The sequence below is a fragment of the Lutimaribacter degradans genome (assembly GCF_023703375.1).
Taxonomy (GTDB): domain Bacteria; phylum Pseudomonadota; class Alphaproteobacteria; order Rhodobacterales; family Rhodobacteraceae; genus Lutimaribacter; species Lutimaribacter degradans.
This window is the reverse complement of record NZ_JAMQGO010000001.1, coordinates 508,928-535,817: the sequence shown is the minus strand read 5'-3', so window position 1 is coordinate 535,817 and position 26,890 is coordinate 508,928. Positions and strand designations below refer to the sequence as shown.

Sequence of the window (26,890 nt, the reverse complement as noted above, 5' to 3'; positions counted from 1 at the left end):
CTATCTCCAAACTTGGCTTCCCCCTCGGTCTGGTCAGGCGCGCGCCGCCAGCGTTGCTCGAACGGAGGGAGCAGCCAGACAACACCGTTCATCACGACGCGCGCCCCGGGGTCGGCCAGATCACCCGCCCCCGATCCCCGGTGCTCAGGACACCGAGAATTTCAGCAACTTGATCGCCGCGAAGTCGCTGACATCGCCGCCCACGCGCTTGGTCGCGTAGAACAGAACATGCGGCTTGGCCGAAAACGGATCGCGCAACACGCGCAGGTCGGGCCGCTCGGCCACGGTGTACCCAGCCCCGAAATCGCCAAATGCAATGGCGCGGGCATCTGGTGCGATGTCAGGCATATCCTCGGCGATCAGCACCGGGTAGCCCAACAGGCGCGCCGGCTCGCCCGCGGCCAGACCGTCCGACCACAGGAATCGCCCGTCATTGTCCTTCAGCTTGCGCACCGCACCCGCGGTTTTCGAATTCATGACGAAAGCCGCAGCGGCGCGGTATTGCGCCCCCAGCGCGTAAACCAGGTCGACAATCGCGTCGGCATTGCCGAAATCACCGGAAACGCCCGTCGCGATATAGCCCAGGTTTCCCCAGCTCCAGCTCGCATTGGCGACATCGGGATGGGTCAGGAACCCGGTCGGCTTGTCGATGCCGTCACCATTGACAAAGGCCGCCGCCTCGGCGCGGGCGAACTTGTCGGCAATGCGGCCCGCCAGCCAACCCTCCAGGTCAAAGGCCGCGTCATCCAGCAGGCGCTGGCTTGCCTTGGGCAAGGCCGACAACTCGTGCAGCGGAATGGTAATCCGGTCGATCTGGGGCGTGGACCCTTCCGATACGTTGCCCGTTTCGGTGTTCCAGCCGTGGCCCACATCGCCGTGGTCGACCAGAACGTCATAGCTGGTTGCCTCCACGTCCACGACATTTGCAATCGCCCGGATCGAGGCCGCGCCCTTCAGGACGCCGCGCACGGTTTCTGCGGTCTGAGGGTCCACCAGGTATCCGCCATCGGCGGCCACGGCGGTGTTCATCGCCTTGCCGTCCAGTGCCAGCGTGCGCAACGCATCATCGTCACCGCTGCGCAAATAGGCGTCGAACGCCTTTTGATGCGGGGCCTCGATATCGGCTGACAGAGCCAGCGCGGGGCGCGCGGCAGTCGTGTGGGATTTACGTTCCAGCATGGTCAGTTGCTCTTCCTGTTGTTGAAGACGGGTATGGATTTCATCGCGAAACCCCTTGAGATCGCGCACAAAGCCCGCAATCGCGGTTGTCGCCTCGGCGACCGGAGACACAGCTTCCCCGGTCCGAGACTTGGTCTCGGTCGTGCTCATCACCTTTTTCCTTTTGTGGTTTGGTTCGGCGCGGGTGTCAGTCCCGCGTCAGCTCAAGGCGCGCCGCGTCAAAGGCCGCGGCCAATTCGCGCCAAGCGGTTTCGGCCTCGGGCGCCTCGCCCTTTTGCCCCACCCGCGCACTGGGCAGCATCGGGAACGTCACCAGCGACACCTCCCAAAGCTCCAGTTCCGTCAAGAGCCGCTGGCCCTTGTCATTCCTGGCCGCCCGCCGCGTGCGATACCCGATCGACAGCCCGTCGATCGCGCCCGCCGCGATCAGCGCCGCGGCCTCGCGGCCCTGCTCCACGCTCTCAAGGATGCGACCCTTGACATGCAAGCCCCGCGCATCCTCGTGTACCTCGTCCCAGATACCGATGGGCCGGGCCGGGTCGTGCTGCCACAGCATCTTGACCTGGCGGCCCTCGGCGCGCAGCCGCCCGAGGCTGTCGGCATAGGCACCGCGCTGCACCACGTCCCCCCCCTGGTCACAGGCTCCGAACAGGCTGGCATAGCCCGCAATAACCGTGCCATCGCTCACCACCAGCTCTTCGCCCAGGCGGCAGAACTTGGTTTCCAATCCGCTTTCCATCTTGGTCCCTTTCGTGGTCATGGGGTCATTTCCAACAGCGATTGCGCCGCTTGCGCCAAGAACATCCCCACGATGCCGTAAACCGCCAGCCACAAACGCTTTTCCAGTTTCTCGATAAGCGCTTCCTGTCGCTCGGCGCGCTGTTTCAGCCCCTCGATCTGCAAATGGCTGACCCGTTCATGCGCCTCCAGCCGCAACGCCGGCGCACAATCGAATGCTTCGAACCCGATCCTGCGATGGTCATCCATCGGCCGGCTCGCTCAGCGCGGGCAAGCCCAGCAGGCTGCGCTTTTCCACATCGGTCAGGAACGCGGCATCGTTCACGCGGCGCCACAGCTCGGACCGTTCCACCGCCAGCGCCGGGACCTGGTCCAGGTCCGGCTTCAGCTCAAGCAGTTCACCGGCAAAGCCCGACAACCATTCCGACACCTGCGCCGTCACCCGCGTGGCCAGGGGCAGTACCGTCAGGCGATAGAAGGCGCGGTTGGCCTCCTGGTAGTTGGCGAATGTCGCGTCACCCGGAATACCCAACAGCATCGGCGGCACGCCAAAGGCCAACGCGATCTCGCGGGCCGCACTTTCCTTGGTTTTCTGGAACTCCATGTCCGAAGGGCTGAAGCCCATCGGCTTCCAATCCAGCCCGCCTTCCAGCAGCATCGGCCGGCCCGCGTTGCGCGCGCCCTGGTGATGGGCCTCCATCTCGCCAAGCAGCCGGTCATACTGGTCGGCGCTCAAGCCGCCCGCACCGTCGGCCCCCCTGAAGACGATCGCACCCGAAGGCCGCGCCGCGTTGTCCAGCAACGCCTTCGACCAGCGGCTGGCCGCGTTGTGCACATCCAGCGCCTGTGCTGCCGCCTGCAATGGCGACAGGCCGTAATGATCGTCCTGGGGGTGAAACGCGCGGATGTGGCAAAGGGGGGGCGTGTGGCCCGTCACGTCGAACCGGTGCTTGCGGCTGCCCACCACATAGTCATAGGCCATCGGCCAGCCATCCGCGCCCGGCACAACCCGCACCCGGTCCGAGCGTAGCACATGCAGCTCGCCCGGCAACGGTCCGGGGCCCGCCACCGCCTCGACATAGCCATCGCCGGACAGCAACAGGTACCCGTATAACGCCTCGAAAAGCTCGGCCTTGCCCTGCGCCTGGTTCGGCCGCCGCACGAGGCCCAGCACCGGGTGCGTGTCATAACGTTGCGCGCTGTCCTGCAACACCAGCGGCAGCGCGGCGGCGGCCTCGGCAATCATCTTGACACAACGATGCACCACCGGATTCGCGCCATACCCGGTGCGTGTCAGGCTTACGGTGTCTCGTGGGCTCCACGCGACGCGCCCGGCAGTGCCGAACGCGGCGACGCGGCCGGTCGCGCTTGCCTTTTGCTCGGGCACGGCCTCCACCCCGGCGCCGCGTCGAAAGAAATCCAAAACCATGCGTCATGCTCCTCGTGCTGGGGCGGGCCGCCAATGGGCTCTTGCGCCGTTGAAAGCCAACCTGCCCCCAAAGGTTTAAGAAAAGTGAACTAGAGCGCGCGCACCGCCGGGTGACGCCACTTGGTTGCCGGCTCGATCATCAGCTCGGTCAGCGCCCATACCAGCGCATCCAGCCGGTCGGGGCTGCCCGTGCCCTCGTAGCCGCCGGTGGTCATTGCGCACATCTGGTCCTCCAGCAGGCCGAACCCGCGCAGGTGGTTGACCCTGTCCTGCTCGTAGAGCGCGGCCACCGGCTCGGCCCGGGCCTGTTTGTTGCGCGTCGCATGTACCTTGCGCAAGCGCACCAGCGGATCGACCTGGCGCAGCACCGCCTCGACCAGGTCACCGCCCTGGTTCACCTCGGCCACGATGCAATCGGCCCCCCACCTGTCGCGCGCCGCGATGGCCGCACGGGCCCAATCATGCGGGCTGGCCGCGCCGATACTGGCATCCTCCAGCACGCAGGCGCTCCAATGCTGGGGCCCGCCCTGCGCGCGCACGCCGGCAACCACGATCCCGCATTCATCCGATCCGGCATGGCCCGACACCGGCGGGTCCACTGCCACAACGATGCGGTCCAGCGCAGGCGCCTCGGGCAGACGTGCATCCTCCAGCCGCTGCCGCGCCCACAACGCGCCCTCGGCATCCTCCATCAACACGCCCTCCAGCTCTTGCCGGCCAAGCCGGGTGCCCGCGTAGCGCGCGCGCATCTCGACCATGAAACTGTCGGCAAGGTTGGCGGCGTTGGCGTCGGTCGGCGCATGGGTCATGACCGTGCTTTCACGCGTCAGCAGATCTTTCAGAACGCCCACGTTGCGCGGCGTCGTCGTTACGCAGACCTGCGGCCGCTCTCCCAGCCGCAGGGCGAATTGCAACATGTCCCAGGTCTCTTGTCCGCGCCTCCACTTGGCCAGCTCATCCACCCAGGCCGCGTCGAATTGCGGTCCGCGCAACGTTTCAGGTTCATGGGCCGAGAATATCTGCGCGGTCGCCCCGTTGGGCCAGATCAGCATCCGCCGCCCGCCATGCCACCTGGGGCGTCGGTCGGGCGGTGAACAGGCCAGGATGCCGCTGTCACCGAACACCATCACCTCGCGCGCCTGGTCCAGCGTTTCGCCCACGATGGCGATGCGCGCACATTTCCCCGGGTCCAGCGGCATGGCGCCTTCGACCTGGCCGCGCACCCATTCGGCCCCGGCGCGGGTTTTCCCCGCGCCGCGCCCACCCAGGATCACCCAGGATCGCCAGACACCCCCGGGCGGCACTTGATGTTCAAGCGCCCAGAACTCGAAAATAAAGGGAAGTGCCAACACCTGCTCAGTCGTCAGACCATCGAGAAACGCGTGCTGGACATCTGGCGGCTCGGAGGCGAGCCAGGCGGCACCCGATCTCAGTTCGGGCGCGATCAAAGTCGATGGCGTAGTCGTTGACGATACCTTGTTGTTCCTTGCGGCGCTCTTCACATCTCTGCTCCGTATCCAGTGCCATCTTCAACCAATGACGGATCTCGCCGGTCAGCTTGGCGCTGTCCTTCAACGCCTCCACCTCGCCGGCGCGTACCCGCTGCTGAAGCTCCAAAAGCTCGGTCGTCATACCGAGCAACTGCTCTTCCACGACCCGAATGGTTCGGCTCAGGGAACCCTCGTGCGCGTCAGATGTTTGTGTTGTCATGTTATGTGCTCGCTTTGCCCCATGCGTATTTTCCCTCCGCACGAGCGAGACGAAAAAAGCGGCGCCCGGGTCACCCCGGGGCCGCTTGCCCATCTCTTCCAGCTTGCCACAACCTATACGTTAGACCGTGCGCAGATGTCAATCTGAAATTGACCTCACCACAACGCTAAGCGTCCGATATATTTACACTTTCTTCATATCGCATGAGCCGCGCCACCAACTCTTGGGGGGGGGCATCAAGATCAAGGGATTCATGTTTTGAAAACCACAACGGGCGCAGCCTCGCTGCGCCCGTCATTTTGATGCCGAGTATCGCCGCGCTATTGGTCGCGCTCGGCCTCGAGCCTGCGATAGGCCGCGACATTCTGGTTATGCTCTTCCAGCGTCGCGGCAAAATTATGCCCGTCGGCCGGGTCCAGCGTCTTGGCAACGAAAAAGATGTAATCTGTCTCGTCGGGGTTCACCGCCGCCTCGATGCTGGCGCGCCCCGGGTTCGCAATCGGCGTTGGGGGCAAGCCTGAAATAACGTATGTATTCCAAGGCGTTTCAGCCCGAAGCTCACTTTGGCGCAACCCACGTCCCAGCACGCCCTTGCCGCGCGTTATACCATAGATCACCGTCGGGTCGGTCTGGAGCGGCATCCCCGCCTCAAGCCGGTTGGTGAATACGCTGGCAACCACGCCACGCTCTTCGGGTGTGCCGGTTTCCTTCTCGATGATCGAGGCCAGAATAAGCGCCTCCTGCGGGCTGGCGATCGGCAAACCATCGGCCCGGTTTTGCCAGGCGGCACTCAGGATGGCCTCTTGCCGCGCCTGCATCTCGGCGATCAGCGCCACGCGATCTAGCCCCGGGCGCACTTCGTAGCTGTCGGGCGCTAGGCTGCCCTCGGGCGGTATTTCGGCAATATCGCCGTCCAGCACATCGACATCTTTCAGCTCTTCGACCACCTGCCAGCTGGTCACACCCTCGGCCAGCGCTATGCGATAGCGCGTGTCGGCCTCTTCGCGCACCTGTGCATAGGCTGTTGGCGCCTCGCCCTCACCGGGAACGAAGGCTGCCTTTTCGATATAGCGGTTCGTCTCGGGGTCCAGTTCGCGCACCTGCACCTGGATACGCGTCACACCGATGCGATACACCACCTCGGTGCCGCAGGTGCTGGCGCCGCCTCGCGTGACGATATCCACGATCTCGGCCATGCTGGCACCCTCGGTCACCAGGAACGATCCGGCCTTGAGTTGCCCGGTCTTGTCCGAGTAATCCGCACCCAGCCGGAATATCGTGTCGCTGGTAATTGCCCCGCGTTCGGCCAGGTCGCGGCTGACGCGGTTCATATTGCTACCAGACGGCACGCGCAGGCAAATCGCGCCTTCCAGCGGCCCCTCGGCCACGTATTGGCGCTGCCCCCACAGGATGAGCCCCCCCATGAGAAACAACAGCACGATCAGAAGCGTGATCCCGTTCGAGGCGACGGCACGCCACATCAGCGCGGTTTCCCAACGATCAGGCTGGCATTGGTTCCCCCAAATCCGAAACTGTTCGACAACGCCACGTTGATCTCTCGTTCGCGCTTTTCATTCGGGGCCAGGTCCAGCGTCGTCTCGACTGCCGGGTTGTCCAGGTTGATCGTGGGCGGCGCGACCTGGTCGCGGATGGCAAGAATCGAGAATATCGCCTCGATGGCACCGGCCGCGCCCAGCAGGTGCCCGGTGGCCGATTTGGTCGATGACATGGTCGCCGTGGCCGCCGCGTTGCCCAACAGCCGCTCTACCGCGGCCAGTTCGATCACGTCGGCCATGGTGCTGGTGCCATGGGCGTTGATGTAATCGATATCCGTCGGTTGCAGCCCCGCGCGCTCCAACGCCGCCTTCATCGAGCGGAAACCGCCATCGCCATCCTCGCTGGGCGCGGTGATGTGATACGCGTCGCCCGACAGGCCGTAGCCCAGAATCTCGGCATAGATCTTGGCGCCCCGTGCCTTGGCGTGCTCGTATTCCTCGAGAACGACAACGCCCGCGCCTTCCCCCATCACGAACCCGTCGCGATCGGCATCGTAAGGCCGGCTTGCCCCCTTGGGATCATCGGCGCGCTTGGTGCTCAGCGCCTTGCAGGCGTTGAACCCGGCAATGCCGATCTCGCAAATCGCGGCCTCGGCGCCGCCCGCCACCATCACCTCGGCATCGCCCCACTGGATCAGCCGCGCCGCGTCACCGATGGCATGTGCCCCGGTGGAACAGGCCGTCACTACCGCGTGGTTCGGCCCCTTGAAACCGTACTTGATGCTGACCTGACCGGAAATCAGGTTGATCAACGCGCCGGGAATGAAGAACGGCGACACCCGCCGCGGCCCTTTTTCGGCCATCATCAGCGTCGTCTGCTCAATCGACTGCAGTCCACCGATGCCCGAACCAAGCATCACGCCGGTGCGCAGCCGGTCTTCCTCGGCCTCGGGCGTCCAGCCGGCATCGTGCACCGCCTGGTCGGCAGCGGCGACCCCGTAAAGGATGAAGTCATCGACCTTGCGGCGTTCTTTCGGCTCCATCCAGTCGTCGGCGTTGAACGTGCCGTCGGTGCCATCGCCCAAGGGCACCTGGCAGGCGTATTTCGTCTGCACCCGCTCAGGGTCGAAGCGCGTGATAGGCCCCGCCCCCGACTGGCCGTCCAGCAGACGGCTCCAGGTTTCCTCGACCCCGCAGGCCAAGGGTGTGACAAGGCCCAGCCCGGTAACAACAACGCGACGCATGAAGTCTGCCCCCTCTTTAGCGCTTTGACCGCTCTTACCCCGACCGGCCCGACCGGGGCAAGAGGGCAGCGGGTCCTGATGCACGGGCGACCGCCCGCTTGACGGCGCGACAGCCACGCGGTCATGTGAAGTGACCCGAAAATAGGAACGCATACCCCGATGTCTCAAGAGCTGGCACCGATTTTCCTCATGATCGGCGGCATTTTCGGGCTGGGCCTGCTGGCCGACAGCATCGCGCGGCGCACCGCCCTTCCGCGTGTCAGCCTGCTGCTGCTGTCCGGCGTGCTTCTGGGCGGTGCCGGGCTCGACCTGCTGCCCCGTCCGGGCGAGACGTTGCAGAATTTCCTGTCGACCACCGCGCTGACAATGGTGGCCTTCCTGCTGGGCTCCTCGCTGTCGCTGGACACGCTGCGCAGCCGAGGCCGCGCCATCCTTGCGCTCTCGCTTGCAATCGTGGGGATGACGCTTGCTCTGGTTGCGCTGGGTCTGTGGGCGATGGGGGTGCCCTTGGGGCTTGCGCTGCTGCTGGCGGCCATCGCCACGGCAACCGACCCGGCAGCGGTGCAGGACGTGATCGCGCAATCGCGCCGCGACACGCGTTTTACCCGCACGCTGGCCGGGGTCGTCGCCATCGACGATGCCTGGGGCCTCGTCGCCTTTTCGCTGATCGTGCTGGCGGTACAGCAGGTGTCGGGCACCACCAACGGCGCCGACATCCCCCTGCATCTTGCGCGCGACATCCTGGGCTCGGTCCTGCTGGGCGTGGCCATCGGCCTGCCCGGCGCATGGCTGACCGGCCGGATCGAAGAAGGTGAGCCGCTGCTGATCGAGGGGTTGGCCCTGGTCTTTCTGCTGTCGGGCGCGGCGCTTGCGCTCGACCTCAGCTACCTGATCGCGGGGATGACCGCCGGCATGGTTCTGGTCAACACCGCGCGCCACCACGAGCGCGCCTTTCACGAGATCGAGCACGCCCGCTGGCCCTTCCTGGTGCTGTTCTTCGTGCTGGCAGGAGCGGCGCTTGACCTGGCGGCACTGGCCGCGCTGGGGGCCGCCGGCGTGGCCTATATCGCCCTGCGCATTACCGCGCGTGTGATCGGCGGATGGCTGGGGGCGGCGCTTGGCGGCTCGCCCGCGCCCGAACGCGCGCTTTACGGCGCGGCGCTGCTGCCGCAGGCGGGTGTTGCCGTTGGCACGGCCCTGGTCGCGGCGCAGGAATTCCCGCAATGGGGCGAGACGATCATGGCCATGACAATCGGCGCCACCGTGCTGTTCGAGCTGCTTGGCCCGCCTGCCGCGCTATGGGCCATCCGCAAATCCGGGCGCCAGGACTGAAATTCCGGCGGGCCGATCCCCGGGCACCTGGCGGCTGGGCCTGATCGATTCGCGCCCTGCGAGCAGATCGGGTGGGACAAGGGCATACGAAAAAGGCCCCCGCCGAAACCGACGGGGGCCTTGGCCGCGCAACTAGGGGCGCGTGAAATTCTTACTGTGCGTCCGTGATGAACTTGATCGCGTCACCAAAGGTCTGGATCGTCTCGGCTGCGTCATCGGGGATCTCGATGCCGAACTCTTCTTCGAAGGCCATCACCAGTTCCACGGTGTCCAGGCTGTCTGCGCCCAGATCGTCAATGAACGAGGCGTTCTCGGTCACCTTGTCCTCTTCGACGCCCAGATGCTCGACAACGATTTTTTTCACGCGATCTGCGATATCGCTCATGGTTCAGTCCTCACAACTTTTGGGCGCTCGCGCCCGTTTCTGCCCTCGCCCTGCGGAGGTGGCAATCGGTGCCCGGTTCGATCCGGACGGGTTTAAAGACCCCGCTTGGGGAGAACCAAGGGCACCCCCCGGTTCGACTGCGTGGCCTATAGCACATGCGGCTCACAAGGCAAACGCTTTCAAGCACTGCCAGAGATAGAGCCTCGCGGGCGCCGCCGCAAGGCATGGTTACCACGGAATTTCCCGCCCGCAGCCGCACAAGGCATTGTCGCAAAAAGACAAAACCGGGTTTGTGCGCCTTCGGGCCGTCGCGGCCATCGCCCGTTTACCGCCACGTGGCGGTGACCTTCCCGCCGCCCGAAACGCGCCATGCACCGGCTGGCATGACACGAATCTCCGGGCTGGCAGCGGCGTCTACAGCATCGCCATTCCGCCGTTCACATGCAGCGTGGCGCCGGTGACATAGCCCGCCTCGGCGCTGGCAAGATACAGCACCGCCGCGGCGATCTCCTCGGGTGTGCCCATGCGTGCAGCCGGGATCTGGGCGTTGATCTTGTCTTTCTGCTCATCGCTCAGCTTGTCGGTCATTGCCGTGGCAATAAAGCCGGGCGCAACCGCGTTGGCGGTGATGCCACGGCTGGCCACCTCGTAGGCGATGGATTTGGTCATGCCGACCAGGCCCGCCTTGGCTGCGGCATAGTTCACCTGGCCCGGGTTGCCGGTGGCGCCGACGATCGAGCTTATATTGATGATCCGGCCCCAGCGCGCCTTCATCATCGGGCGCATGACGCCCCGGCACAGCCGCATGGCTGCCGTCAGGTTCACGTCGATCACCGACTGCCATTCGTCATCCGACATGCGCATGAAGATCTGGTCGCGCGTGATACCGGCGTTGTTCACCAGGATATCAACCGCGCCCATCGCCTCGACCGCCTGCTTCGGCAGCGCATCGACAGCCTCCGGGTCCGACAAGTTGCACGGCAGCACATGGGCCCGCTCGCCCAGCTCGGCGGCCAGCGCCTCCAGCGGCTCAACCCGCGTGCCCGACAGGCCAACGCGCGCCCCTGCCTCGTGCAGCGCCTTGGCGATGGCCCCGCCAATGCCCCCGGATGCGCCGGTGACCAGCGCCGATTTTCCCGTAAGATCAAACATGTTCCAAATCCTTCCTCTTGCTGGCGCGGATTTCATGCCATGAAATCCGCCAAGAGTTTTCGCGAAAACTCTTGGTGACCGTATCAGCCGGTCAGCGCATCCTTTGCCTGTTTCACGTCATCGGGCGTGGCAACCGCGCGGCAGGTTATGGCGCGGTCGATCCGGCGCACCATGCCCGACAGCGACTTGCCCGCGCCGATTTCCCAAATCTCGTCCACGCCCTGGCCGGCCATCCAGCCAACGCTTTCACGCCAGCGGACCGAGCCTGTCACCTGCTCGACCAGAAGCGCGCGGATCGTGTCGGGCGCACTCACGGCCTCGGCGCGCACATTGGCCACGAGCGGCACCTTGGGCGCGGCAATCGTGACCTCGGCCAGCGCCGATTGCATCCGCTCGGCGGCGGGTTGCATCAATGCACAATGAAACGGCGCGCTGACCGGCAGCATGACCGCCCGCTTGGCACCCTTGCCCTTCGCGATCTCGACCGCGCGTTCCACGGCCGCCTTATGCCCGGAAACCACCACCTGGCCCGGATCGTTGTCATTCGCGGCCTGGCAGACTTCGCCCTGGGCGGCTTCGGCCGCGACGGCCTGTGCCGTTTCGAAATCAAGCCCCAAAAGCGCCGCCATCGCGCCGACACCTACCGGCACGGCCTCTTGCATGGCCGCGCCACGGATGCGCAGCAGCCGCGCGGCATCCGCCACGCTGAGCGCGCCGGCGGCGGCCAGCGCCGAGTATTCCCCCAGCGAGTGGCCCGCGACGTAGGATGCCGCCTCCACGCCCACGCCCTCGGCCTCCAGCGCGCGCATCGCGGCCATGCTGGTTGCCATCAGCGCGGGCTGGGCGTTCCGGGTCAGCGTCAGGTCGTCCTGTGCGCCATCCCAGATCAGCGCCGACAGCTTTTCGCCCAGTGCCTCGTCAACCTCGTCGAACACGGCGCGGGCCTGCGGATAGGCATCGGCCAGGTCGCGGCCCATGCCGATGGTCTGGGCGCCCTGCCCGGGAAATACGAATGCGCGGCTCATCTGTTGTGCCCCTCCTTGTCGCCTTTTGCCCGGCATAGCGCCCCCGGTGCGCAGGCGCAACGGCAAGGCGCGCATCACTGCACGGGCGCTGTGCGAACGCGGCAATGGCGGCGCGCGCCGGCGTATCTATCTTGTGCGGGCAACACACCGGAGGTTTCCATGCCCGCGCAAAACACCGCAACCCGCTATGGCAGCGTCGCAAAGACCCTGCATTGGCTGACCGCGCTCCTGATCCTGACAGCCATTCCCCTTGGCCTGATCGCCACGGACATGGCGCATGACATCACCTCGCAGGACAGCGCCGCCCTGGCGCGGGTGGCCACGCTGTTTTCCGTGCACAAGACCATTGGCGTCACGGTGTTCTTCGTGGCGGTTGCGCGCATCCTGTGGGCCCTAACGCAAGCCCGGCCTGGCCTGCTCAACGGTGACCGGCGCGCCGAGGCGTTCCTGGCTGCCGTCGTTCACTGGGCGCTTTACGGGGCGCTGGTGATCGTGCCGCTCTCGGGTTGGGTGCATCACGCGGCGCAAACGGGCTATGCGCCGATCTGGTGGCCCCTTGGCCAGACCCTGCCCTTCGTGCCGCAAAGCACCGCCTGGGCCGACACGGCGGGCGCCGTGCACTGGCTGGCCACCAAGGTTCTGATCGGGGCGCTGGTGTTGCACATCGCGGGCGCGCTGAAACACCACCTGGTCGACCGCGACGGCACGTTGCGCCGGATGTTGCCGGGCCGGGCCGAGGCGGCGCCCAGCACGGGCCAACCCGGCCACGCCGCGCCCGTGGCCGCGGCGCTGGCGCTGTGGCTGGGCGTTCTGGGCTGGGGTGTTGCGGGCACGGCGGCCGATACGCCCGAGGCCAGCCTGGCAGGGGGCACCGGCGAGTGGCAGGTGCAAGACGGGCGCCTGTCGATCACGGTTCAGCAATTCGGTAGCGCGGTGCAGGGCCAATTCGGCAACTGGCAGGCCGATATCGCCTTTGACCCCGACTCGGGCACCGGCGAGGTTGCGGTCAGAATCGCGATCCCGTCGCTGACGCTGGGCTCGGTCACCGACCAGGCATTGGGGCCCGACTATTTCGATGCCGAAACGCATGACACCGCGCGGTTTCAGGCCGAAATCGCACGGGCCGCCAACGCGGACCGGGCCTATGTGGCCACCGGCACGCTGACCCTGAAAGGCGAAACCGTGCCCGTCACCCTGCCTTTCGACTTGGACCTCACCGATGGCGTGGCGCAGATGGAAGGGGGGCTGACGCTGGACCGGCGCGATTTCGGCATCGGCACGCAGATGACCGATCCGGCGCAGCTGGGCTTTGAGGTAGAGGTCGCCGTGGCGCTCACCGCAGAGCGCGCCCGCTAGACAAAACCCTTGCATGATAGCCGCCCCTGCCCCCTACTGGCCGCCAACCAAGGGGGAGAGCATGGACAAACCGATCTGGCAACTCAGCGCCGCGCAAACCGCAGCCGCGATCCGCGGCGGGGCGCTGACAAGCGTCGAGGCGACCGAGGCGCACCTGGCGCGCATGAGCGAGGTAAACCCGACACTGAACGCGGTCGTTCACGACATGACCGACAGCGCGCTTGAAACGGCCCACAGCGCCGACCGCGCGCAGGCCGCGGGGCTGCATTGCGGGCCGATGCATGGCGTGCCGATCACCGTCAAGCAAAACGTGGATGTCGCGGGCACGCCGAATATCAATGGCGTGCCGGCCTTTGCCGATCTGACCGCCCCTGCCGATGCGCCCGTCGTGGCCAATTTGCGCCGCGCGGGCGCGGTGATCCTCGGCCAGACCAACACGCCCGAGTTTTCCATGCGCGCTTTCACCGACAACCCCGTGCACGGTCTGACGCTGAACCCGTGGAGCCGCGAAATCACCTGTGGCGGCTCGTCGGGGGGCGCGGCCGCGGCCGTGGCGGCGGGGATCGGCACGCTGGCCCATGGCAACGATATCGGCGGCTCCTTGCGCTGGCCGGCCTATTGCTGCGGGCTGGCGACCATCCGGCCCACGCAGGGGCGTATTCCGGCCTTCAACCCTTCGCTTGCCAGTGAGCGGCCTTTCGTGGCGCAGCTCATGTCGACGCAAGGCCCGATCGCGCGTGACGTGGCCGACACCAGGCTGGGGCTGCAGGTGATGGCCGCGCACGACCCGCGAGACCCGCTGCATGTGCCGATGCCCATGACCGGCGCGCCGCAACCGCGCCGCGTGGCCATGGCGCCGATTTATGACGACATGGATGCCGATCCTGGCATCGTGGCGATCTATGCGCAGGCCGCCGGGCACCTGCGCGCCGCCGGCTACACCGTGGACGAGATCGAGATGCCCGACGTGGCTGGCACCTGGCAGGCCTGGGCCGACCTGTTGTTTGCCGAGATGTGCACCCTGTCCGAAGACTCGATGCGCACCGCCGGGTCCGAGGCGTTCAACCGCGTGCTCGATGCCTTCAAGGCATTCTCGCGCGACCTGGACCTGAAATCCTACATGCTGGCGCAGGCCGAGCGGCTGACCCGCCTGCGCGCATGGCTTGCCCTGCTCGAAGAGTACCCGGTGATCCTGTCCCCCTTGATGGTGCAGCGCACGCCGGGGCCGCGCGGCGACCTGGACGGTGCCGATGCCATGCGTCGCCTGATGCAGGACGGCGGGCGCTACATGGGGGTGATGAACTATCTTGGCCTGCCCTCGGTCGTGGTACCAGTTGATGTGCTGGACGCCCAGCCGGTCGGCGTGCAGCTGACCGCCACGCGGTTCCGCGAGGACACCGCGCTTGCCGCGGCGCAGGCGGTCGAGGATGGGGCGGGCACGCTGATGCAACGGCTTTGGGCGCAGATGGAATGAACGTATAGGCCAGACCAAGCGTCATCGCGCCCGAAGCCACAGGGGCGCGCGGGCCGAGCTCCGGCCTTGGCCGCATGAAAAAGGGCCGCGCAGGTATCCCCCGGCGGCCCTTGGTCGTTGCGACGAATACGGCTTATTCGGCCTTCATCGCCTCGATCGAGATCTGCACCTCGACCTCGTCGCTGATGGCCGGGGTGAACATGCCCATGTCGAAATCGCTGCGCAACAGGGTCGTTGTCGCGTTGAAGCCGGCCCAGGGCTTGTTTTCCATCGGGTGGTTGCCGGTCTGGGTCAGTTCGGCCGCCAGAACGACCGACTTGGTGATGCCGTTCATCGTCAGGTCGCCGGTGATGTTGGCGGTGTCGTCGCCCGTCACCTCGATGCCGGTCGATGTGAAGGCCACCGTTTCATTCTCGTCAGCGCCGAAAAAGTCGTCGGCCATGAAATGCTCGAACCGTGCTTCCCAGCCGGTGAACATGCTGCGCGCCGGGAACGATACGCTGACCGACGAATTGGCAGGTGCCTCCTGGTCGAACATGATTTCGCCCTCGAAGCCCGCGAACATGCCCCAGGTGGTCGAGTATCCAAGGTGATCGTAAGAGAACAGCACCTGGCTGTGGCTGGCGTCGAGCACGTATTTCTCGGGCTCGGCAAAGGCGGTGGTGGCGGTCAGCATTGCGCCGGTCAGGGCGGTAGCGGTCAGAAAACGGGTCATGGGTTGGTCCTTTTCATGGGTATGCTTATGCGCAAATTTCATGGCTGCATACATCGCCCCCAGAACCACCCAAGACAATTCCACAAGAATCCACAGGCCCTGTTGGCCCATGCAAAATCACGAAACCCTGGCAGGCGTCCTCATCAGCGCCGCGCGGATCGCGCCGATATCTTCGACCGACTCGGCCGAAAGCTGAACCAGCGCCGCGCCGCCTTGGCCCAGGACCGTCAGCTTGCCATCTTGCAGGCGGATGTCCGACAATTCGTCAAGCCGGTAGCGCGCGCGCAGGCGCATCCCACCGTCGCAAGACCGCGACACGTGCCGCAATTCGCCCGCCCCGGTGTCGATATGGATTTCATCGGTCCGGCCGTCGCGGCCCCATTGCACGATCACCGCGCCCATGCAGCCAAACAGAAGCGACACCAGGAGCTTCATCAAGACCATGGCGCCATCGCCGGCCGTGACCGGCACCAGCCAAATGCCGACCGCCGACAGGATCATGACCACCCCCATGAACCGCAACGAGGCCGATAGTGCAGCAAACGCCTGCCGTGCCGGGCGGGCCTGCAGCCTGGGCGTGTGATCGACCGTATCGGGTAATGCGACCATTGGGGTTTCCTCCGTCTTTCGCTCTGCTACGATCCGTGGCGGGTAAATCGGGCAGGATTGCGGCATTAGCACGGAAATGCCGGGTCCGCCGCGCCACCCCTTGTCACGCGGGGCGATACGGTGTATCCGCTGCCATCCTTTCCGCACGGTTTTTGGAACGGCGCAGTCTCTCGTGTGGGGTCGCGGAAAGGTTGGGCCCCGCTTTGAAATGCGCATAAAATGACAGGAGTGCACATGCCGCTTTACGAGCATGTCTTTATCGCGCGCCAGGACTTGTCCAACGCGCAGGCCGAGGGCCTCATCGAACATTTCGGCACCGTACTGGGTGACAACGGCGGCAAGCTCGTCGATTCCGAGTACTGGGGCGTCAAGACGATGGCCTACAAGATCAACAAGAACCGCAAGGGGCATTATGCCTTCCTGAAAACCGACGCGCCCGCGACGGCAGTTCAGGAAATGGAGCGCCTGATGCGCCTGCATGACGACGTGATGCGTGTCATGACGATCAAGGTCGACGCGCACGAAGAAGGCCCGTCGGTGCAGATGCAGAAGAAAGACGACCGTGGCGACCGCCGCGAGCGTCGTTGATCCACAGCCTGAAGAAAAGGACATAACCAATGGCCGCAAAACCATTTTTCCGCCGCCGCAAGGTCTGCCCCTTCTCGGGCGACAACGCGCCCAAGATCGATTACAAGGACACGCGCCTGCTTCAACGCTACATCAGCGAACGGGGCAAGATCGTGCCCTCGCGCATCACCGCCGTATCCTCGAAAAAGCAGCGTGAACTGGCCCGTGCGATCAAGCGCGCGCGCTTTCTCGCCCTGCTGCCCTACGCCGTGAAGTAAGGAGAGCATCATGCAAGTCATCCTGCTGGAACGCGTGGCCAAGCTGGGCCAGATGGGCGACGTCGTCGACGTCAAACCCGGCTTTGCCCGCAACTATCTGCTGCTGCAGAAAAAGGCGCTGGTCGCATCGGACGAGAACATCAAGTCGTTCGAAGACCAGAAAGCGCAGCTTGAAGCGCGCAACCTGGAAACCAAGAAAGAGGCCGAGGCCCTGGGTGAAAAGCTGGACGGCCAGCAATTCATCGTGATTCGCCAGGCATCGGACGGTGGCAACCTCTATGGCTCGGTCACGACCCGTGACGCCGCCGCCGTCGCCACCGAAGAAGGGTTCTCGATCGACCGCAAGCAGGTCATCATCCGCACGCCCATCAAGGAACTGGGCTTGCACGAAGTCGAGGTGCACCTGCACCCCGAGGTGATGGTCACCATGACGCTGAACGTCGCCCGCTCGCCCGAAGAGGCCGAGTTGCAGGCATCGGGCAAGTCGATCCAGGACGCCGCAGCCGAAGAAGAGGCCGCAGCGGAATACGAGATCGCGGGCCTGTTCGAAGACATCGGTTCGGCCGCGTCGGACGACGACGACCTGACCCCGATGGCCGACAACGCGGGCGAAGGCTCGGACGACGACGACGACGACGACGACAACAACTAAGTCGCGTCAGATCGCAAACATCCAAGGCCGCGCGGGCAAACCTGCGCGGCCTTTTTCGTGGCCCGCTCACTCGGCGAAATTTCCGCCCGTGGTAATGGGGGCCATGCGCACAAGGCGGCTGTCGGCCACGGCGGCCTGGCGGTGTTCCATGGCCTTGCGATAGACCGGGTCTTTCAGCATCTCGGCAAAGGCCCCGGGGCCTGGATATTCGGCGATGAAACACAGATCCCACGCCTCGTCGGCGGGGCCGATCAGCATCTGCTCCATCTTGCCACGCCAGACGATGCGGCCGCCCAGCCGTTCGAACACCGGGGCGCTTTCACGGCCATAGGCGGCATAGGCCTCGGCCCCGGTCGCCGTGCGCCCGTCGTCGTATTCGGCGCGGTCACGCAGCTTGACAAGGTTAAGCATGTGAATTGGCCCGGGCCGGTCATTGTCGCGAAATTCGCGGAACGCGTCGGACGTGAAGCTTGTATGGGACATGTACGGTGCCTTTTCCTTCTATCGTGTGCGCCCCGACTGTCTGCGCCGGCGCCGGCCTGGTCAATCCCGCGTCCCTGGGCCCACCTGGCTGAACACGCGGGCGCCGCACAACGAAAAAGGGCCGCCCCACCGGGCGGCCCTGACATCACCCAGACGTGGTGGGCGATTATTCCTCGTCCATCGCCTCGATGGCCTTTTGCAGATCGTCTTTCGAGACCTCTTTCTCGGCCACGTCCGCCTGCTCCAGCACGTGATCGACCACCTTGTCTTCGAAGATGGGTGCACGCAACTGTTGCTGCATTTCCTGGTTCTGCTGGATGAACTCGAAGAACTGGCGTTCCTGGCCCGGATATTGGCGGGCCTGGTTCATGATCGCCTGGGTCATCTCGGCGTCGGTCACCTCGACCTCGGCCTTGCGGCCGATCTCGGCCAGCAGCAGGCCAAGCCGCACGCGGCGCTCGGCCAAACGGTTATGTTCGTCCGTGGGCTCGACCTCACCGTGGTTGTGGTCCTGAACCTCGGGGTTTTCCTCGTGCCAAAGCTGATGGGCGATCTGCTTGGCCTCGGCCTCGACCAGGCTGGGCGGCAGGTCGAACTTCACGACCTCGTCCAGCTTGTCCAGCAAACCACGCTTGAGAACCGCGCGCGCCGCGCCGGCATACTCGGCTTCCAGCCGCTCGGAAATCTGGGCCTTGAGCGCGTCCAGATCTTCGGCGCCGTATTTCTTCGCCAACTCGTCGTCGATCTCGGCGGCCTTGGGCGCCTTGACTTCCTTGACGGTGCAGTCGAACACCGCCGGCTTGCCCTTGAGGTTTTCCGCGCCGTAATCTTCGGGGAACGTCACCTCGACGGCGAGCTCGTCACCCGCTTTCACGCCAACCAGCTGTTCTTCGAAACCGGGGATGAACGAGCCCGACCCCAGAACCAGCGGGTAATCCTCGGCTGCGCCGCCCTCGAACGGTTCGCCGTCGACCTTGCCGACGAAATCGACCACGACCTGGTCGCCATCCTCGGCCTTGGCGCCTTCGTCGCGGTTTTCGAAATCCTGCGCGTTCTCGGCCAGGCTTTCAAGCGCCTCGGTCACGGCGGCCTCGTCGGGCTTGACGACCATGCGCTCCAGCTTGATGGTCGACAGGTCGGGTTCTTCAATCTCGGGCAGCGCCTCGTAGGTCATGTTGACCTTGACGTCATCGCCTTCTTTCCAGTTCTCGCCGTCGACCATTTCAACGGCGGGCTGCAGCGCCGGGCGGTCGCCGGTCTTTTCGAAATGCTCGGACATCGCTTCATCGACGGCTTCCTGCATCGCCTCGCCCAGCAGGCGCTGACCGAACTGCTTTTTCAGCAGGGCCATGGGCACCTTGCCCTTGCGAAAGCCCTTCATCTCGATCTCGGGCTGGGCTTCGGCCAGCTTTTCGTCGACCTTGGCATCCAGTTCCGCGGCAGTCACGGTAATCTCGTAACCGCGCTTGAGGCCGTCGTTCAGGGTTTCGGTGACTTGCATCATTGTCCTCGCATAAGCTGACAGGCCGCCCGGATGGCGGCCTGAGTAAATTTGCGTCTTACTAGGCTGCGCATCCAAGGGGATCAACCCTGATTCTGCGCGTGCAGGCCCGGCCGGTTCGCCCACGCGCAACCGTCATGCGCAAAATATTCTGGACGGGGCCGACAAGACACCGGAAAAGCCAGTTGAAAACCTGCTCAAACCGTCATGGTGCGGGTGGAGGGACTTGAACCCCCACGCCTTGCGGCGCCAGAACCTAAATCTGGCGCTATACCTGAAACGCCGGGAAGTTGTGACAATTTCCAGAAAAGAGCGTCTGAACGTAACAAACTGTTTAAGAACATTTTTTTGAGGAAATGGCACTTTTCCCTTGTAGCACTTGAAATCTGGACCTAAACAAAATTTCAGGGCGTAGAAGTAGCAGAATTGTAGCAGGTGGAGCATGGCGAACAGAGTAAAGCTTACAAAGGCGCGGCTGGAAGCACTCGACTTTGACAAGGATGGGCAGTGGGTCACGGATACAGAAGTACCTGAATTACTGGTGCGCTTGTCAAATACATCCAAGCGCTTCGTCGCCCGGTGGACGTCGCGCAAAGACGGTAAGCGAAAGCAAGAGACGATTGAGCCGGTGGGAAGTATCAGCGTTGACGAAGCTCGTGACCGCGTGCGGAAGCTGGTGGCTCAGGACGGGCGGAGCAATGCAGAAACACTCGCGGACGTATATGCGGTCTGGGAAAGTGCCTATTCCTCCAAGGTAAGTGAAGGTCACGCCGCAGAGTTTCGGCGGAGCTACGCCAAGCACATCGCGCCTGAATTAGGAAAGACCAAGCTTTCGCGGCTAACGCCGCGCACCATACAGAAATGGTATGACGGAAAGCGCGCCGACAACTCCGCTGCAACCGTGAACCGGTGGTTGGCGTATATCTCCAAGCTCTGCTATGTGGCTCGCGTGAACGGGTATATGATTGGTAACCCTGTCGAAGGCATCGAGAAGTCCACACCTAACCGACGCCTTGACGTTTTCACCCGCGATGACATCAAGGAATTTGCTGACAACCTTCTGGCGAACAAGGACCGCTTCCCCATCGGTGTTGCGCTGTTGCGCTTCCTAATGATCTACCCTTGCCGAGGGAAAGAGGCGCGGGAAATGAAGTGGAGCGATTTGGACCTGAAAGCGGGGACGTGGACCATTCCCGCTGAAAGGTACAAGACGAAGCGTAGTAAGGTTTTTCCTCTTGGCCCATTGCAGATTGAACATCTAGCCTCCCTGCCCCGCGACTCCGAGTACGTGTTCCCGATGGTGACGGACAAGACTCGACCTTGCGCCAAGAGCCACCAACGGCACGTGTGGGAAGCGCTTCGCCCGAAGCCATTGGGCGCGCACGCGCTCCGCAGAACAATCGGGACCTCCCTTCTAAACAAGGACGTTCCCCTTGAGGTCGTCTCCAAGCTGCTTGGGCATAGTTCAACCGCCGTCACACAGGCAGTCTATGCCCACCTTGAGCCGCAAACTGCTTCAAAACACTTGGACAAGTGGTCCGCGATCTTGGAGGATGATGAAGTAAGAGAAGAAGACGAAGAAATGGTCGAAATGCTAAAGGTCCAGTCCGCGATTTCCGCGCAGAACTCCAATGAGGGAATTGAATAAGATGGATATTATGACGGGCCTCAGCGCAGCGGCAAAGGCGCTGGAAATCGCCAAGAGTCTCCGTGAGTTCGAGGGCAAACTAAATGACGCCACCTTTAAGCACCAAATCGCGGAGCTGTACACGGCCTTGGCAGATGCGAAGATGGCCCTAGCGGACGCGCGTCAGGAACTCTCAGACAAGGACGCAGAAATAGCCCGCTTGAAAGCAGTGGATGCATCCAAGATGCGCACCGTGTCGTATAATGGTTACAACTTCGGAATAGGTGCCGACGGCAAGCCCATTGGGCGGCCATTCTGTCCCGTATGTGAGAAGACAAAAGGCATTCAGGTCCAAATCACTCGCGGCCTCTCAAAGCACGACTTGTGCCCTTCATGTAAGGCCGTGTACGGGACGGGCGGGTATCCTTGGAAACTACCCGACGATTTTGAAATCCCTCCAGCTTAGTGACCGGATAAGCCCCCGTTAGGGGGATTCCGTATCGCCGTCATCTTCTACCCCTTCGGCCTCTGAACCACGTTCCGTAACCGCCCTCCCCCTGATGCCCGACGGCAAGTGGGCTTCTGTCCCATCCTGCCGGAACCCGGCGGGCATCATGCCGCGTTGCCCCCTGAGCACGGACTTTAGCCGCGAAGTGTTTCTGGTTTCTCTTCCTTCCAAGTGCTAGAAATCCCGAAAAGATTTCGGGTGAGCGAATGCAGGCGGCGGATTTTATCAAGAAATGGGAAGCGGCGGAGCTGAAAGAGCGGAGCGCATCGCAGGCGCATTTCCTAGACCTCTGCGCGCTCCTTGGCATTGAAGACCCGATCTCCGCCGACCCCAAGGGCGATTGGTTCACCTTCGAACGTGGCGCGTCCAAGACCTCGGGCGGCGAAGGCTGGGCAGACGTCTGGCGCAAAGGCTGCTTCGCATGGGAGTACAAGGGCAAGAAGAAGGACCTAGACAAGGCCTTTGACCAACTCCTGCAATACTCCATCGCGCTGGAAAACCCGCCGCTCCTGATCGTGTCGGACATGACGCGCATCCGGATTCAGACGAACTGGACGAACACGGTTCAGCAAGTCCACGAAATCACCACGCCGGACCTTCTGGACGCCAGCAAGCGCGACCTTCTGCGCGCCTGCTTCACCGATCCCGAAAGCCTGCGCCCCGCCAAGACACGGCAGGCCCTGACCGAAGAGGCGGCGCAGAAATTCGCGTCTCTGGCGCAGCGCCTGCGCGAGCGCGAGCATGACCCCGAAACCGTCGCTCACTTCGTGAACCGCCTTGTCTTCTGCATGTTCGCCGAAGACGTCGACCTTCTGCCGAACAAGATGTTCCAGAAAATGCTAGAACTTTGCCAGAAGGACCCGACCGAATTTCAGCCCTTCGCCAAGGACCTCTTCGCCGCCATGCAATCCGGCGGGCGCGTCGGCTTCGAAAAGGTGGAATGGTTCAACGGCGGTCTCTTCGATGACGACACCGCCCTGCCACTCGAAAAGGAAGATTTGGCGGACCTTCTTGCCGCCGCCAAGCTCGACTGGTCAGAAATCGACCCCTCCATTCTGGGCACCCTGTTCGAGCGCGGGCTTGACCCGGACAAGCGCTCTCAGCTTGGCGCGCACTACACCGACCGCGACAAGATCATGCAAATCGTCAACCCGGTGGTGGTGGAACCGCTGCTTGCCGAATGGGCCGAGGTGAAGGCCCAGATCGAAGCGGCGCTGAGCAAGGCGGAGAGCGCCAAGGCGCGTTCCGCCCGGACCAAGGCTGAGAAAGAGGCGGAACGCCTCCACGCGGCGTTTCTGGAGCGCCTGCGGGGCTTCCGCGTGCTGGACCCTGCCTGCGGCTCCGGCAACTTCCTGTACCTGTCCCTCTTGGCGCTTAAGGACATTGAACACCGTACAAACCTTGAGGCTGAGGCCTTGGGCCTGCCGCGTGGTTTCCCGACCATCGGGCCGGAATGCGTGAAGGGGATTGAACTGAACCCTTATGCCGCTGAACTCGCCCGTGTGTCGGTTTGGGTCGGGGAAATCCAGTGGATGCGCAGGAACGGTTTCGATGCCGCCCGGAACCCTATCCTGCGCCCGTTGGGGACCATCGAAAACCGGGACGCTGTGCTTGCACCGGAAGGCTCGAAAGCAGACTGGCCAGACGCTGACGCGGTGGTCGGGAACCCGCCGTTTCTTGGGGCCTATAAGATGAGCATTGAGTTGGGCGAAGACTACGTTCGCCAACTACGCAAAGCTTGGCCCGATGTGCCGGGAAGCGCTGATTTGGTGGCCTATTGGTTCGCCAAATCTTGGGAGCAAATGAATAACGGGCACCTTGAACGTGCAGGACTGGTCTCCACGAATTCTATAAGAGGGGGGGCCAGCAGAGAGGTCCTCAAGCCTATTGTTGCCGAAGGCAGAATTTACTCAGCTTTCGCAGATGAAAGCTGGACGGTCGAAGGAGCAGCAGTCCGTGTTTCCATGATCTGCTTTGATGACCATCACGGACAATCGCCAGTCACTCTGAACGGGACGATGACTGCGGAGATACTTTCGGACCTTACCGGCTCCACAGGCTATGACCTCACCGACGCCAAAAAGATTCGCGAAAACAATGGGGTATGCATCCGTGGCATCGAAAGCGGAGGGCCTTTCGAGCTAGGTCACTCGGATTTCGTGGCTCTCGCCACTGCGCCCACCAATCCAAACGGTCTTCGGAACACAGAGGTGCTATGGCCCGTACTGAACGGTAGCAATATCCTCAAGCGCGCTCCCGAACGCTACCTGATTGACTTCTCCGATCACCCTGACGAGATGCAAGCCTCTCTTTTTGAAGGCCCGTACCATCGCTTGCAGAGCCAGTATTCTGACTATGTCGCCAAATCGAAGCGCAAAGTAGTCGTTCGCGAAAAATGGTGGCTCCATCGCCGCAGCGGTGAAGCGCTGCGACGCGAGACCAAGGACTTGACGAGGAAGATTGTCACTCCAAGGGTTGGGAAATACAGAGTTTTCGTCTTTGTCGACGCAAGTGTCTTGGCCGATAGCGCATCGTTCGTGATTGCGAGGGATGATTACACTACGTTCGGCATTCTACACTCTCGTTTCCATGAAAGCTGGTCATTGCGCTTGGGTACATTTTTGGGGGTAGGAAATGATCCAAGGTACACAGCGTCCACGACCTTCGAGACCTTCCCTTTTCCTAAAGGTCTCACGCCAGATATTTCCGCCACCAGATATGTTGACGATCCGCGCGCCCAGAAAATTGCCAAAGCCGCCGCTGAACTGAACCGCCTGCGCGAAAACTGGCTGAACCCGCCTGACCTCGTGGACAGGGTCCCCGAGGTGGTCGAAGGCTACCCTGACAGGCTGATCCCGAAAGACGACAAGGCCGCGAAGGAACTCAAGAAGCGTACACTAACCAACCTCTACAACGCCCGTCCCGCATGGCTGGACCACGCCCACAAGAAGTTGGATGAAGCCGTGGCAGAGGCCTACGACTGGGGCGACGACTGGCGCGACGGCAAGCTGACCGACGACGAAATCCTTGCCCGCCTATTTCGTCTCAATCAGGAGCGAGTGGCGAAGCAGTAGACCACCTATGCGGGCGTCGAAGGCCTATCTGAACCGGTGAGAAAAAGCGGGACGGCGGACCGAAAACGCCGCCCCGCCAGTGATGCGCGGAAGTTGGAGAAGACACCGCGCGACGGCCCGGAAATAGGCCGCTGACTGCCATTGCAGTCTACCATTGTTCAGACGCGGCAGCTAGCGAACGCACGGTTCGGTTTCTGCGGCGCAGCGCATCTCAATTCGACGAAAATTTTGAATCTACTGACGGCAGATTCGAGATTCAAACAGGGGTACCATTGCTCGGCTTGGGTCCCCTTGCGTGCATTCTTCGATCTGGAACCTTACACCCTGCGAACACTTCTGCGCCTGCAACGGAACCGGCGGAATCGGAGCGCAATGCAGCGAAAGTGCTTAATATTTCAGGTAGTTGGTTGCATAGGTACTTGCGGGTACTGGGCGTTTCATTTTTGCGACGGTATACCCCATTGCGGGTCCCTAGAAGGGTAAATAAAAACAAAGACTTAAGGGAGTTTAGGGTCTTTCCCGCCAACGCGGGCTTTCCCGTCTCACTGCCTCACTGGTCCGCCTACGTCCTGTTATGCCCGCTGAGCCAATATCATGCGCTCTGAGGGCCGCTGACGCGGCCCACTGACTATTCAGGCGGCTCGGGCAGACAGCCTGTCAGCGGCGTTCTTGACGCTCATAGCAGCCCATTTCTTGCCCCGTGGAGTCGGCACATTGGCGGCGTTCAGGGCATCGGCGATCTTCTGGTAGGACGCACCGGATTCCCGCATGGGACGGACGATAGAGGCGACACGGTCAGCAGCCGCGTCAGCGGCCTGTTTTGCGGCCTCATTCCGCTTCATGGTCTTGTCGCGAAGACCACCAAGCTGGACGCCACGGGCCTTGGCTGCGGCGAGGGCTTGCTTGGTGCGAAGGCTGATGAAGTCACGTTCCTGCTCTGCCAGCGCAGCGTAGATATGAAGCTGGAACTTATCGGCATGGGGCATCGCCGCGACCCTTATTTTCAAGGCTTTATCGTCCATCAAGGTTGCGATCTGGCTGACCTTGCGGGACAGTCGGTCCAGCTTGGATACCAGCAGTTCTGCGCCCTCTTTCTTCGCCAATTCGATGGCTGCGGCAAGTTGGGGACGGTGCGCGTCAGCGCCGCTCAGAACGTCTGTGAAGGTCCCCAGAACCTCAAAGGGGGTGTCGCTGTAGTTTTCGAGGAAGAGGGCAATATCGCGGTCCTGTGCGTCGAGGCCCAGCCCAGATTCACCCTGAGCCTTCGAACTGACACGCCGGTAGATCACGTACTTCTTGGTCACGCTGGGCCTCATAAAATTCGTCGTCGTTCGTTGTGCTTTTTATATGGCATGCATCAGCATGATTCGCGCGTCTTTTTAATGTTTTAGGCGGAAACTAACTGTTTCCAGCAGGGGCAGGCGTGATTTCAAATATGTCAGCAATACTTACATACTTGAATCGGTTGCATTCTGACTCGCGCATGGCGGCTGGGGCGGCGTTTTTGCGGGTGGGCGATCCCTTTGACACTAAGGTCGCCCACTACTACCAAAGGCCCGACTTAAACCGAAGGACGGCCCCCATGAACCGCGCAAGCGACATTATTGCCCTGATACCGGACGTCAAACCGCGTCTGGCGATGCGGGTTCTCAAAGAAGCGATATTTGCCGGGAAGCACGGCTATGAGTCGCTTGATCCGGCTGACCGGAAACTAGCCTTGCGCGATGGCTGGGTATTAACGATCTCGCCCATCGGCGGACGCATCCTGCTAGAACTATTCGAGGCAGGCTTGATACCCCAGAAGATTAAGCATGCGTCCAAGGATGTTTCCCATCTGAGGTCCTACGCTGCGAACGAAGATGCTTACCGGGAACAGGTGCGAGAAGAGGAAGAGCGAAAGGCCGCGTATGAACGGCGTGTCGCGGAAATCGCCGAAGACCCCGATTGCGCGGACCCCTCGGAAATCACCTCCGATCTTATTGACCGAGTATTCCTGAAGCGGTTCGGATACGGGCACTTTGGCGAGATGAGGATTGCCGGTCTGTCCTGCCACAAGGACAAGCTACCCGATCAAAAATCGAACAGCGGGCAGCGGACGTACTCCGGCGAGGTGTATTGCTACTGGTACGACGCTGAGGGCGAACAGCATGGGTATGTGCCGGACCTCACCCCAAAGAACCGCCGGAACGATCCGAAACGAAATTGGGGACTTGGACGGGACTAGGTACAGAAGGGTTTCGGTTCCCGCTAGCGCGGGCCACCGTCAATCCAAGCTTGTCCCTCTTCCCTTGTGTTAAACAACGGTCGGTCGTAGAAGCGGTGTTCTTTCCCGGCGATGATCTCGACAACTTCAACC

Annotated in this window: 26 protein-coding genes; 10 read left to right on the top strand and 16 right to left on the bottom strand. The window is 62.9% G+C overall.

The annotated features are described in order from the left end of the window. Positions 1–144: 144 nt before the first annotated feature. From M8744_RS02635 to fabF, 8 genes are all read right to left on the bottom strand, one after another. Positions 145–1,329, bottom strand: coding sequence for a phage major capsid protein (locus M8744_RS02635; RefSeq protein ID WP_251408970.1), 1,185 nt, complete (start codon positions 1,327–1,329; stop codon positions 145–147). Between the two features lie 37 nt (positions 1,330–1,366). Then, entirely contained in the window at positions 1,367–1,939 is a 573-nt protein-coding gene (locus M8744_RS02630; RefSeq protein WP_251408965.1) for an HK97 family phage prohead protease, read from the bottom strand. Continuing rightward, positions 1,936–2,166, bottom strand: coding sequence for a GTA head formation protein, RCAP_rcc01685 family (locus M8744_RS02625; RefSeq protein WP_251408962.1), 231 nt, complete (start codon positions 2,164–2,166; stop codon positions 1,936–1,938). The genes M8744_RS02630 and M8744_RS02625 overlap by 4 nt, the downstream gene beginning before the upstream one ends. Then, entirely contained in the window at positions 2,159–3,346 is a 1,188-nt protein-coding gene (locus M8744_RS02620) for a phage portal protein (protein WP_251408958.1), read from the bottom strand. The genes M8744_RS02625 and M8744_RS02620 overlap by 8 nt, the downstream gene beginning before the upstream one ends. 89 nt (positions 3,347–3,435) lie before the next feature. Further along, positions 3,436–4,779 carry a DNA-packaging protein gene (locus tag M8744_RS02615; RefSeq protein WP_251410022.1) on the bottom strand — a complete coding sequence of 448 codons (1,344 nt, stop codon included), beginning with the start codon at positions 4,777–4,779 and terminating at the stop codon, positions 3,436–3,438. Beyond that, positions 4,703–5,056 (bottom strand): hypothetical protein, encoded by a 354-nt coding sequence (locus M8744_RS02610; protein WP_251408955.1) that lies wholly within the window; start codon positions 5,054–5,056, stop codon positions 4,703–4,705. Before M8744_RS02610 ends, M8744_RS02615 begins: the two co-directional genes overlap by 77 nt. 320 nt (positions 5,057–5,376) lie before the next feature. Continuing rightward, complete coding sequence (gene mltG, locus M8744_RS02605) at positions 5,377–6,537, bottom strand: endolytic transglycosylase MltG (RefSeq protein ID WP_251408952.1); 1,161 nt, start codon at positions 6,535–6,537, stop codon at positions 5,377–5,379. Next, positions 6,537–7,796: a beta-ketoacyl-ACP synthase II gene (fabF, locus tag M8744_RS02600; RefSeq protein WP_251408949.1), complete on the bottom strand. Its 1,260-nt coding sequence runs from the start codon at positions 7,794–7,796 to the stop codon at positions 6,537–6,539. Before fabF ends, mltG begins: the two co-directional genes overlap by 1 nt. Positions 7,797–7,955: 159 nt before the next feature. On the opposite strand from fabF, the gene M8744_RS02595 reads away from it, so the two are divergent. Then, complete coding sequence (locus M8744_RS02595) at positions 7,956–9,128, top strand: cation:proton antiporter (protein WP_251408946.1); 1,173 nt, start codon at positions 7,956–7,958, stop codon at positions 9,126–9,128. A 151-nt stretch (positions 9,129–9,279) separates the two neighbouring features. On the opposite strand, the gene M8744_RS02590 is transcribed toward M8744_RS02595, so the two are convergent. From M8744_RS02590 to fabD, 3 genes are all read right to left on the bottom strand, one after another. Further along, complete coding sequence (locus M8744_RS02590) at positions 9,280–9,513, bottom strand: acyl carrier protein (RefSeq protein ID WP_251408943.1); 234 nt, start codon at positions 9,511–9,513, stop codon at positions 9,280–9,282. A gap of 414 nt (positions 9,514–9,927) precedes the next feature. Continuing rightward, on the bottom strand, positions 9,928–10,665 hold the full coding sequence (fabG, locus tag M8744_RS02585) for a 3-oxoacyl-[acyl-carrier-protein] reductase (RefSeq protein WP_251408938.1): 738 nt from the start codon (positions 10,663–10,665) through the stop codon (positions 9,928–9,930). Positions 10,666–10,748: 83 nt separating this feature from the next. Beyond that, on the bottom strand, positions 10,749–11,690 hold the full coding sequence (gene fabD / locus M8744_RS02580; RefSeq protein WP_251408935.1) for an ACP S-malonyltransferase: 942 nt from the start codon (positions 11,688–11,690) through the stop codon (positions 10,749–10,751). Between the two features lie 159 nt (positions 11,691–11,849). Here fabD and M8744_RS02575 point away from each other — a divergent pair, with 159 nt between their 5' ends. Both M8744_RS02575 and M8744_RS02570 read left to right on the top strand, forming a co-directional pair. Beyond that, on the top strand, positions 11,850–13,046 hold the full coding sequence (locus tag M8744_RS02575; RefSeq protein ID WP_251408930.1) for a cytochrome b/b6 domain-containing protein: 1,197 nt from the start codon (positions 11,850–11,852) through the stop codon (positions 13,044–13,046). A 61-nt stretch (positions 13,047–13,107) separates the two neighbouring features. Next, the gene (locus M8744_RS02570) at positions 13,108–14,520 is read left to right on the top strand and encodes an amidase (protein WP_251408927.1); all 1,413 of its coding nucleotides are present in this window, start codon (positions 13,108–13,110) and stop codon (positions 14,518–14,520) included. Positions 14,521–14,653: 133 nt separating this feature from the next. On the opposite strand, the gene M8744_RS02565 is transcribed toward M8744_RS02570, so the two are convergent. Both M8744_RS02565 and M8744_RS02560 read right to left on the bottom strand, forming a co-directional pair. Continuing rightward, entirely contained in the window at positions 14,654–15,235 is a 582-nt protein-coding gene (locus M8744_RS02565; protein WP_251408924.1) for a YceI family protein, read from the bottom strand. A gap of 117 nt (positions 15,236–15,352) precedes the next feature. Further along, complete coding sequence (locus M8744_RS02560) at positions 15,353–15,844, bottom strand: hypothetical protein (protein WP_251408921.1); 492 nt, start codon at positions 15,842–15,844, stop codon at positions 15,353–15,355. Between the two features lie 234 nt (positions 15,845–16,078). On the opposite strand from M8744_RS02560, the gene rpsF reads away from it, so the two are divergent. From rpsF to rplI, 3 genes are read left to right on the top strand one after another with little or no spacing between them, the layout of a single operon-like run. Further along, the gene (gene rpsF, locus M8744_RS02555) at positions 16,079–16,432 is read left to right on the top strand and encodes a 30S ribosomal protein S6 (protein ID WP_251410019.1); all 354 of its coding nucleotides are present in this window, start codon (positions 16,079–16,081) and stop codon (positions 16,430–16,432) included. Between the two features lie 29 nt (positions 16,433–16,461). Next, a complete protein-coding gene (gene rpsR, locus M8744_RS02550; protein ID WP_075781999.1) occupies positions 16,462–16,689 on the top strand; it encodes a 30S ribosomal protein S18 in 228 nt (75 codons plus the stop codon). Between the two features lie 10 nt (positions 16,690–16,699). Continuing rightward, positions 16,700–17,341, top strand: a complete 642-nt coding sequence (rplI, locus tag M8744_RS02545) for a 50S ribosomal protein L9 (RefSeq protein ID WP_251408918.1) — start codon at positions 16,700–16,702, stop codon at positions 17,339–17,341. A gap of 66 nt (positions 17,342–17,407) precedes the next feature. Here rplI and M8744_RS02540 read toward each other — a convergent pair whose 3' ends face one another. Next, on the bottom strand, positions 17,408–17,824 hold the full coding sequence (locus M8744_RS02540) for a DUF1330 domain-containing protein (protein WP_251408915.1): 417 nt from the start codon (positions 17,822–17,824) through the stop codon (positions 17,408–17,410). Between the two features lie 166 nt (positions 17,825–17,990). Continuing rightward, a complete protein-coding gene (gene tig / locus M8744_RS02535; protein ID WP_251410016.1) occupies positions 17,991–19,325 on the bottom strand; it encodes a trigger factor in 1,335 nt (444 codons plus the stop codon). Positions 19,326–19,767: 442 nt separating this feature from the next. Here tig and M8744_RS02530 point away from each other — a divergent pair, with 442 nt between their 5' ends. The 3 genes from M8744_RS02530 (at position 19,768) to M8744_RS02520 (ending at position 24,534) form a co-directional block, all read left to right on the top strand. Next, positions 19,768–20,973, top strand: a complete 1,206-nt coding sequence (locus M8744_RS02530; protein ID WP_251408912.1) for a tyrosine-type recombinase/integrase — start codon at positions 19,768–19,770, stop codon at positions 20,971–20,973. Position 20,974: 1 nt separating this feature from the next. Beyond that, the gene (locus M8744_RS02525) at positions 20,975–21,418 is read left to right on the top strand and encodes a hypothetical protein (protein WP_251408909.1); all 444 of its coding nucleotides are present in this window, start codon (positions 20,975–20,977) and stop codon (positions 21,416–21,418) included. Between the two features lie 248 nt (positions 21,419–21,666). Further along, positions 21,667–24,534, top strand: coding sequence for a class I SAM-dependent DNA methyltransferase (locus tag M8744_RS02520; protein ID WP_251408906.1), 2,868 nt, complete (start codon positions 21,667–21,669; stop codon positions 24,532–24,534). 632 nt (positions 24,535–25,166) lie between these two features. Here M8744_RS02520 and M8744_RS02515 read toward each other — a convergent pair. Further along, on the bottom strand, positions 25,167–25,838 hold the full coding sequence (locus tag M8744_RS02515) for a recombinase family protein (protein ID WP_251408903.1): 672 nt from the start codon (positions 25,836–25,838) through the stop codon (positions 25,167–25,169). 278 nt (positions 25,839–26,116) lie between these two features. On the opposite strand from M8744_RS02515, the gene M8744_RS02510 reads away from it, so the two are divergent. Continuing rightward, positions 26,117–26,758 (top strand): hypothetical protein, encoded by a 642-nt coding sequence (locus M8744_RS02510; protein WP_251408900.1) that lies wholly within the window; start codon positions 26,117–26,119, stop codon positions 26,756–26,758. The last annotated feature ends 132 nt before the right edge of the window (positions 26,759–26,890 follow it).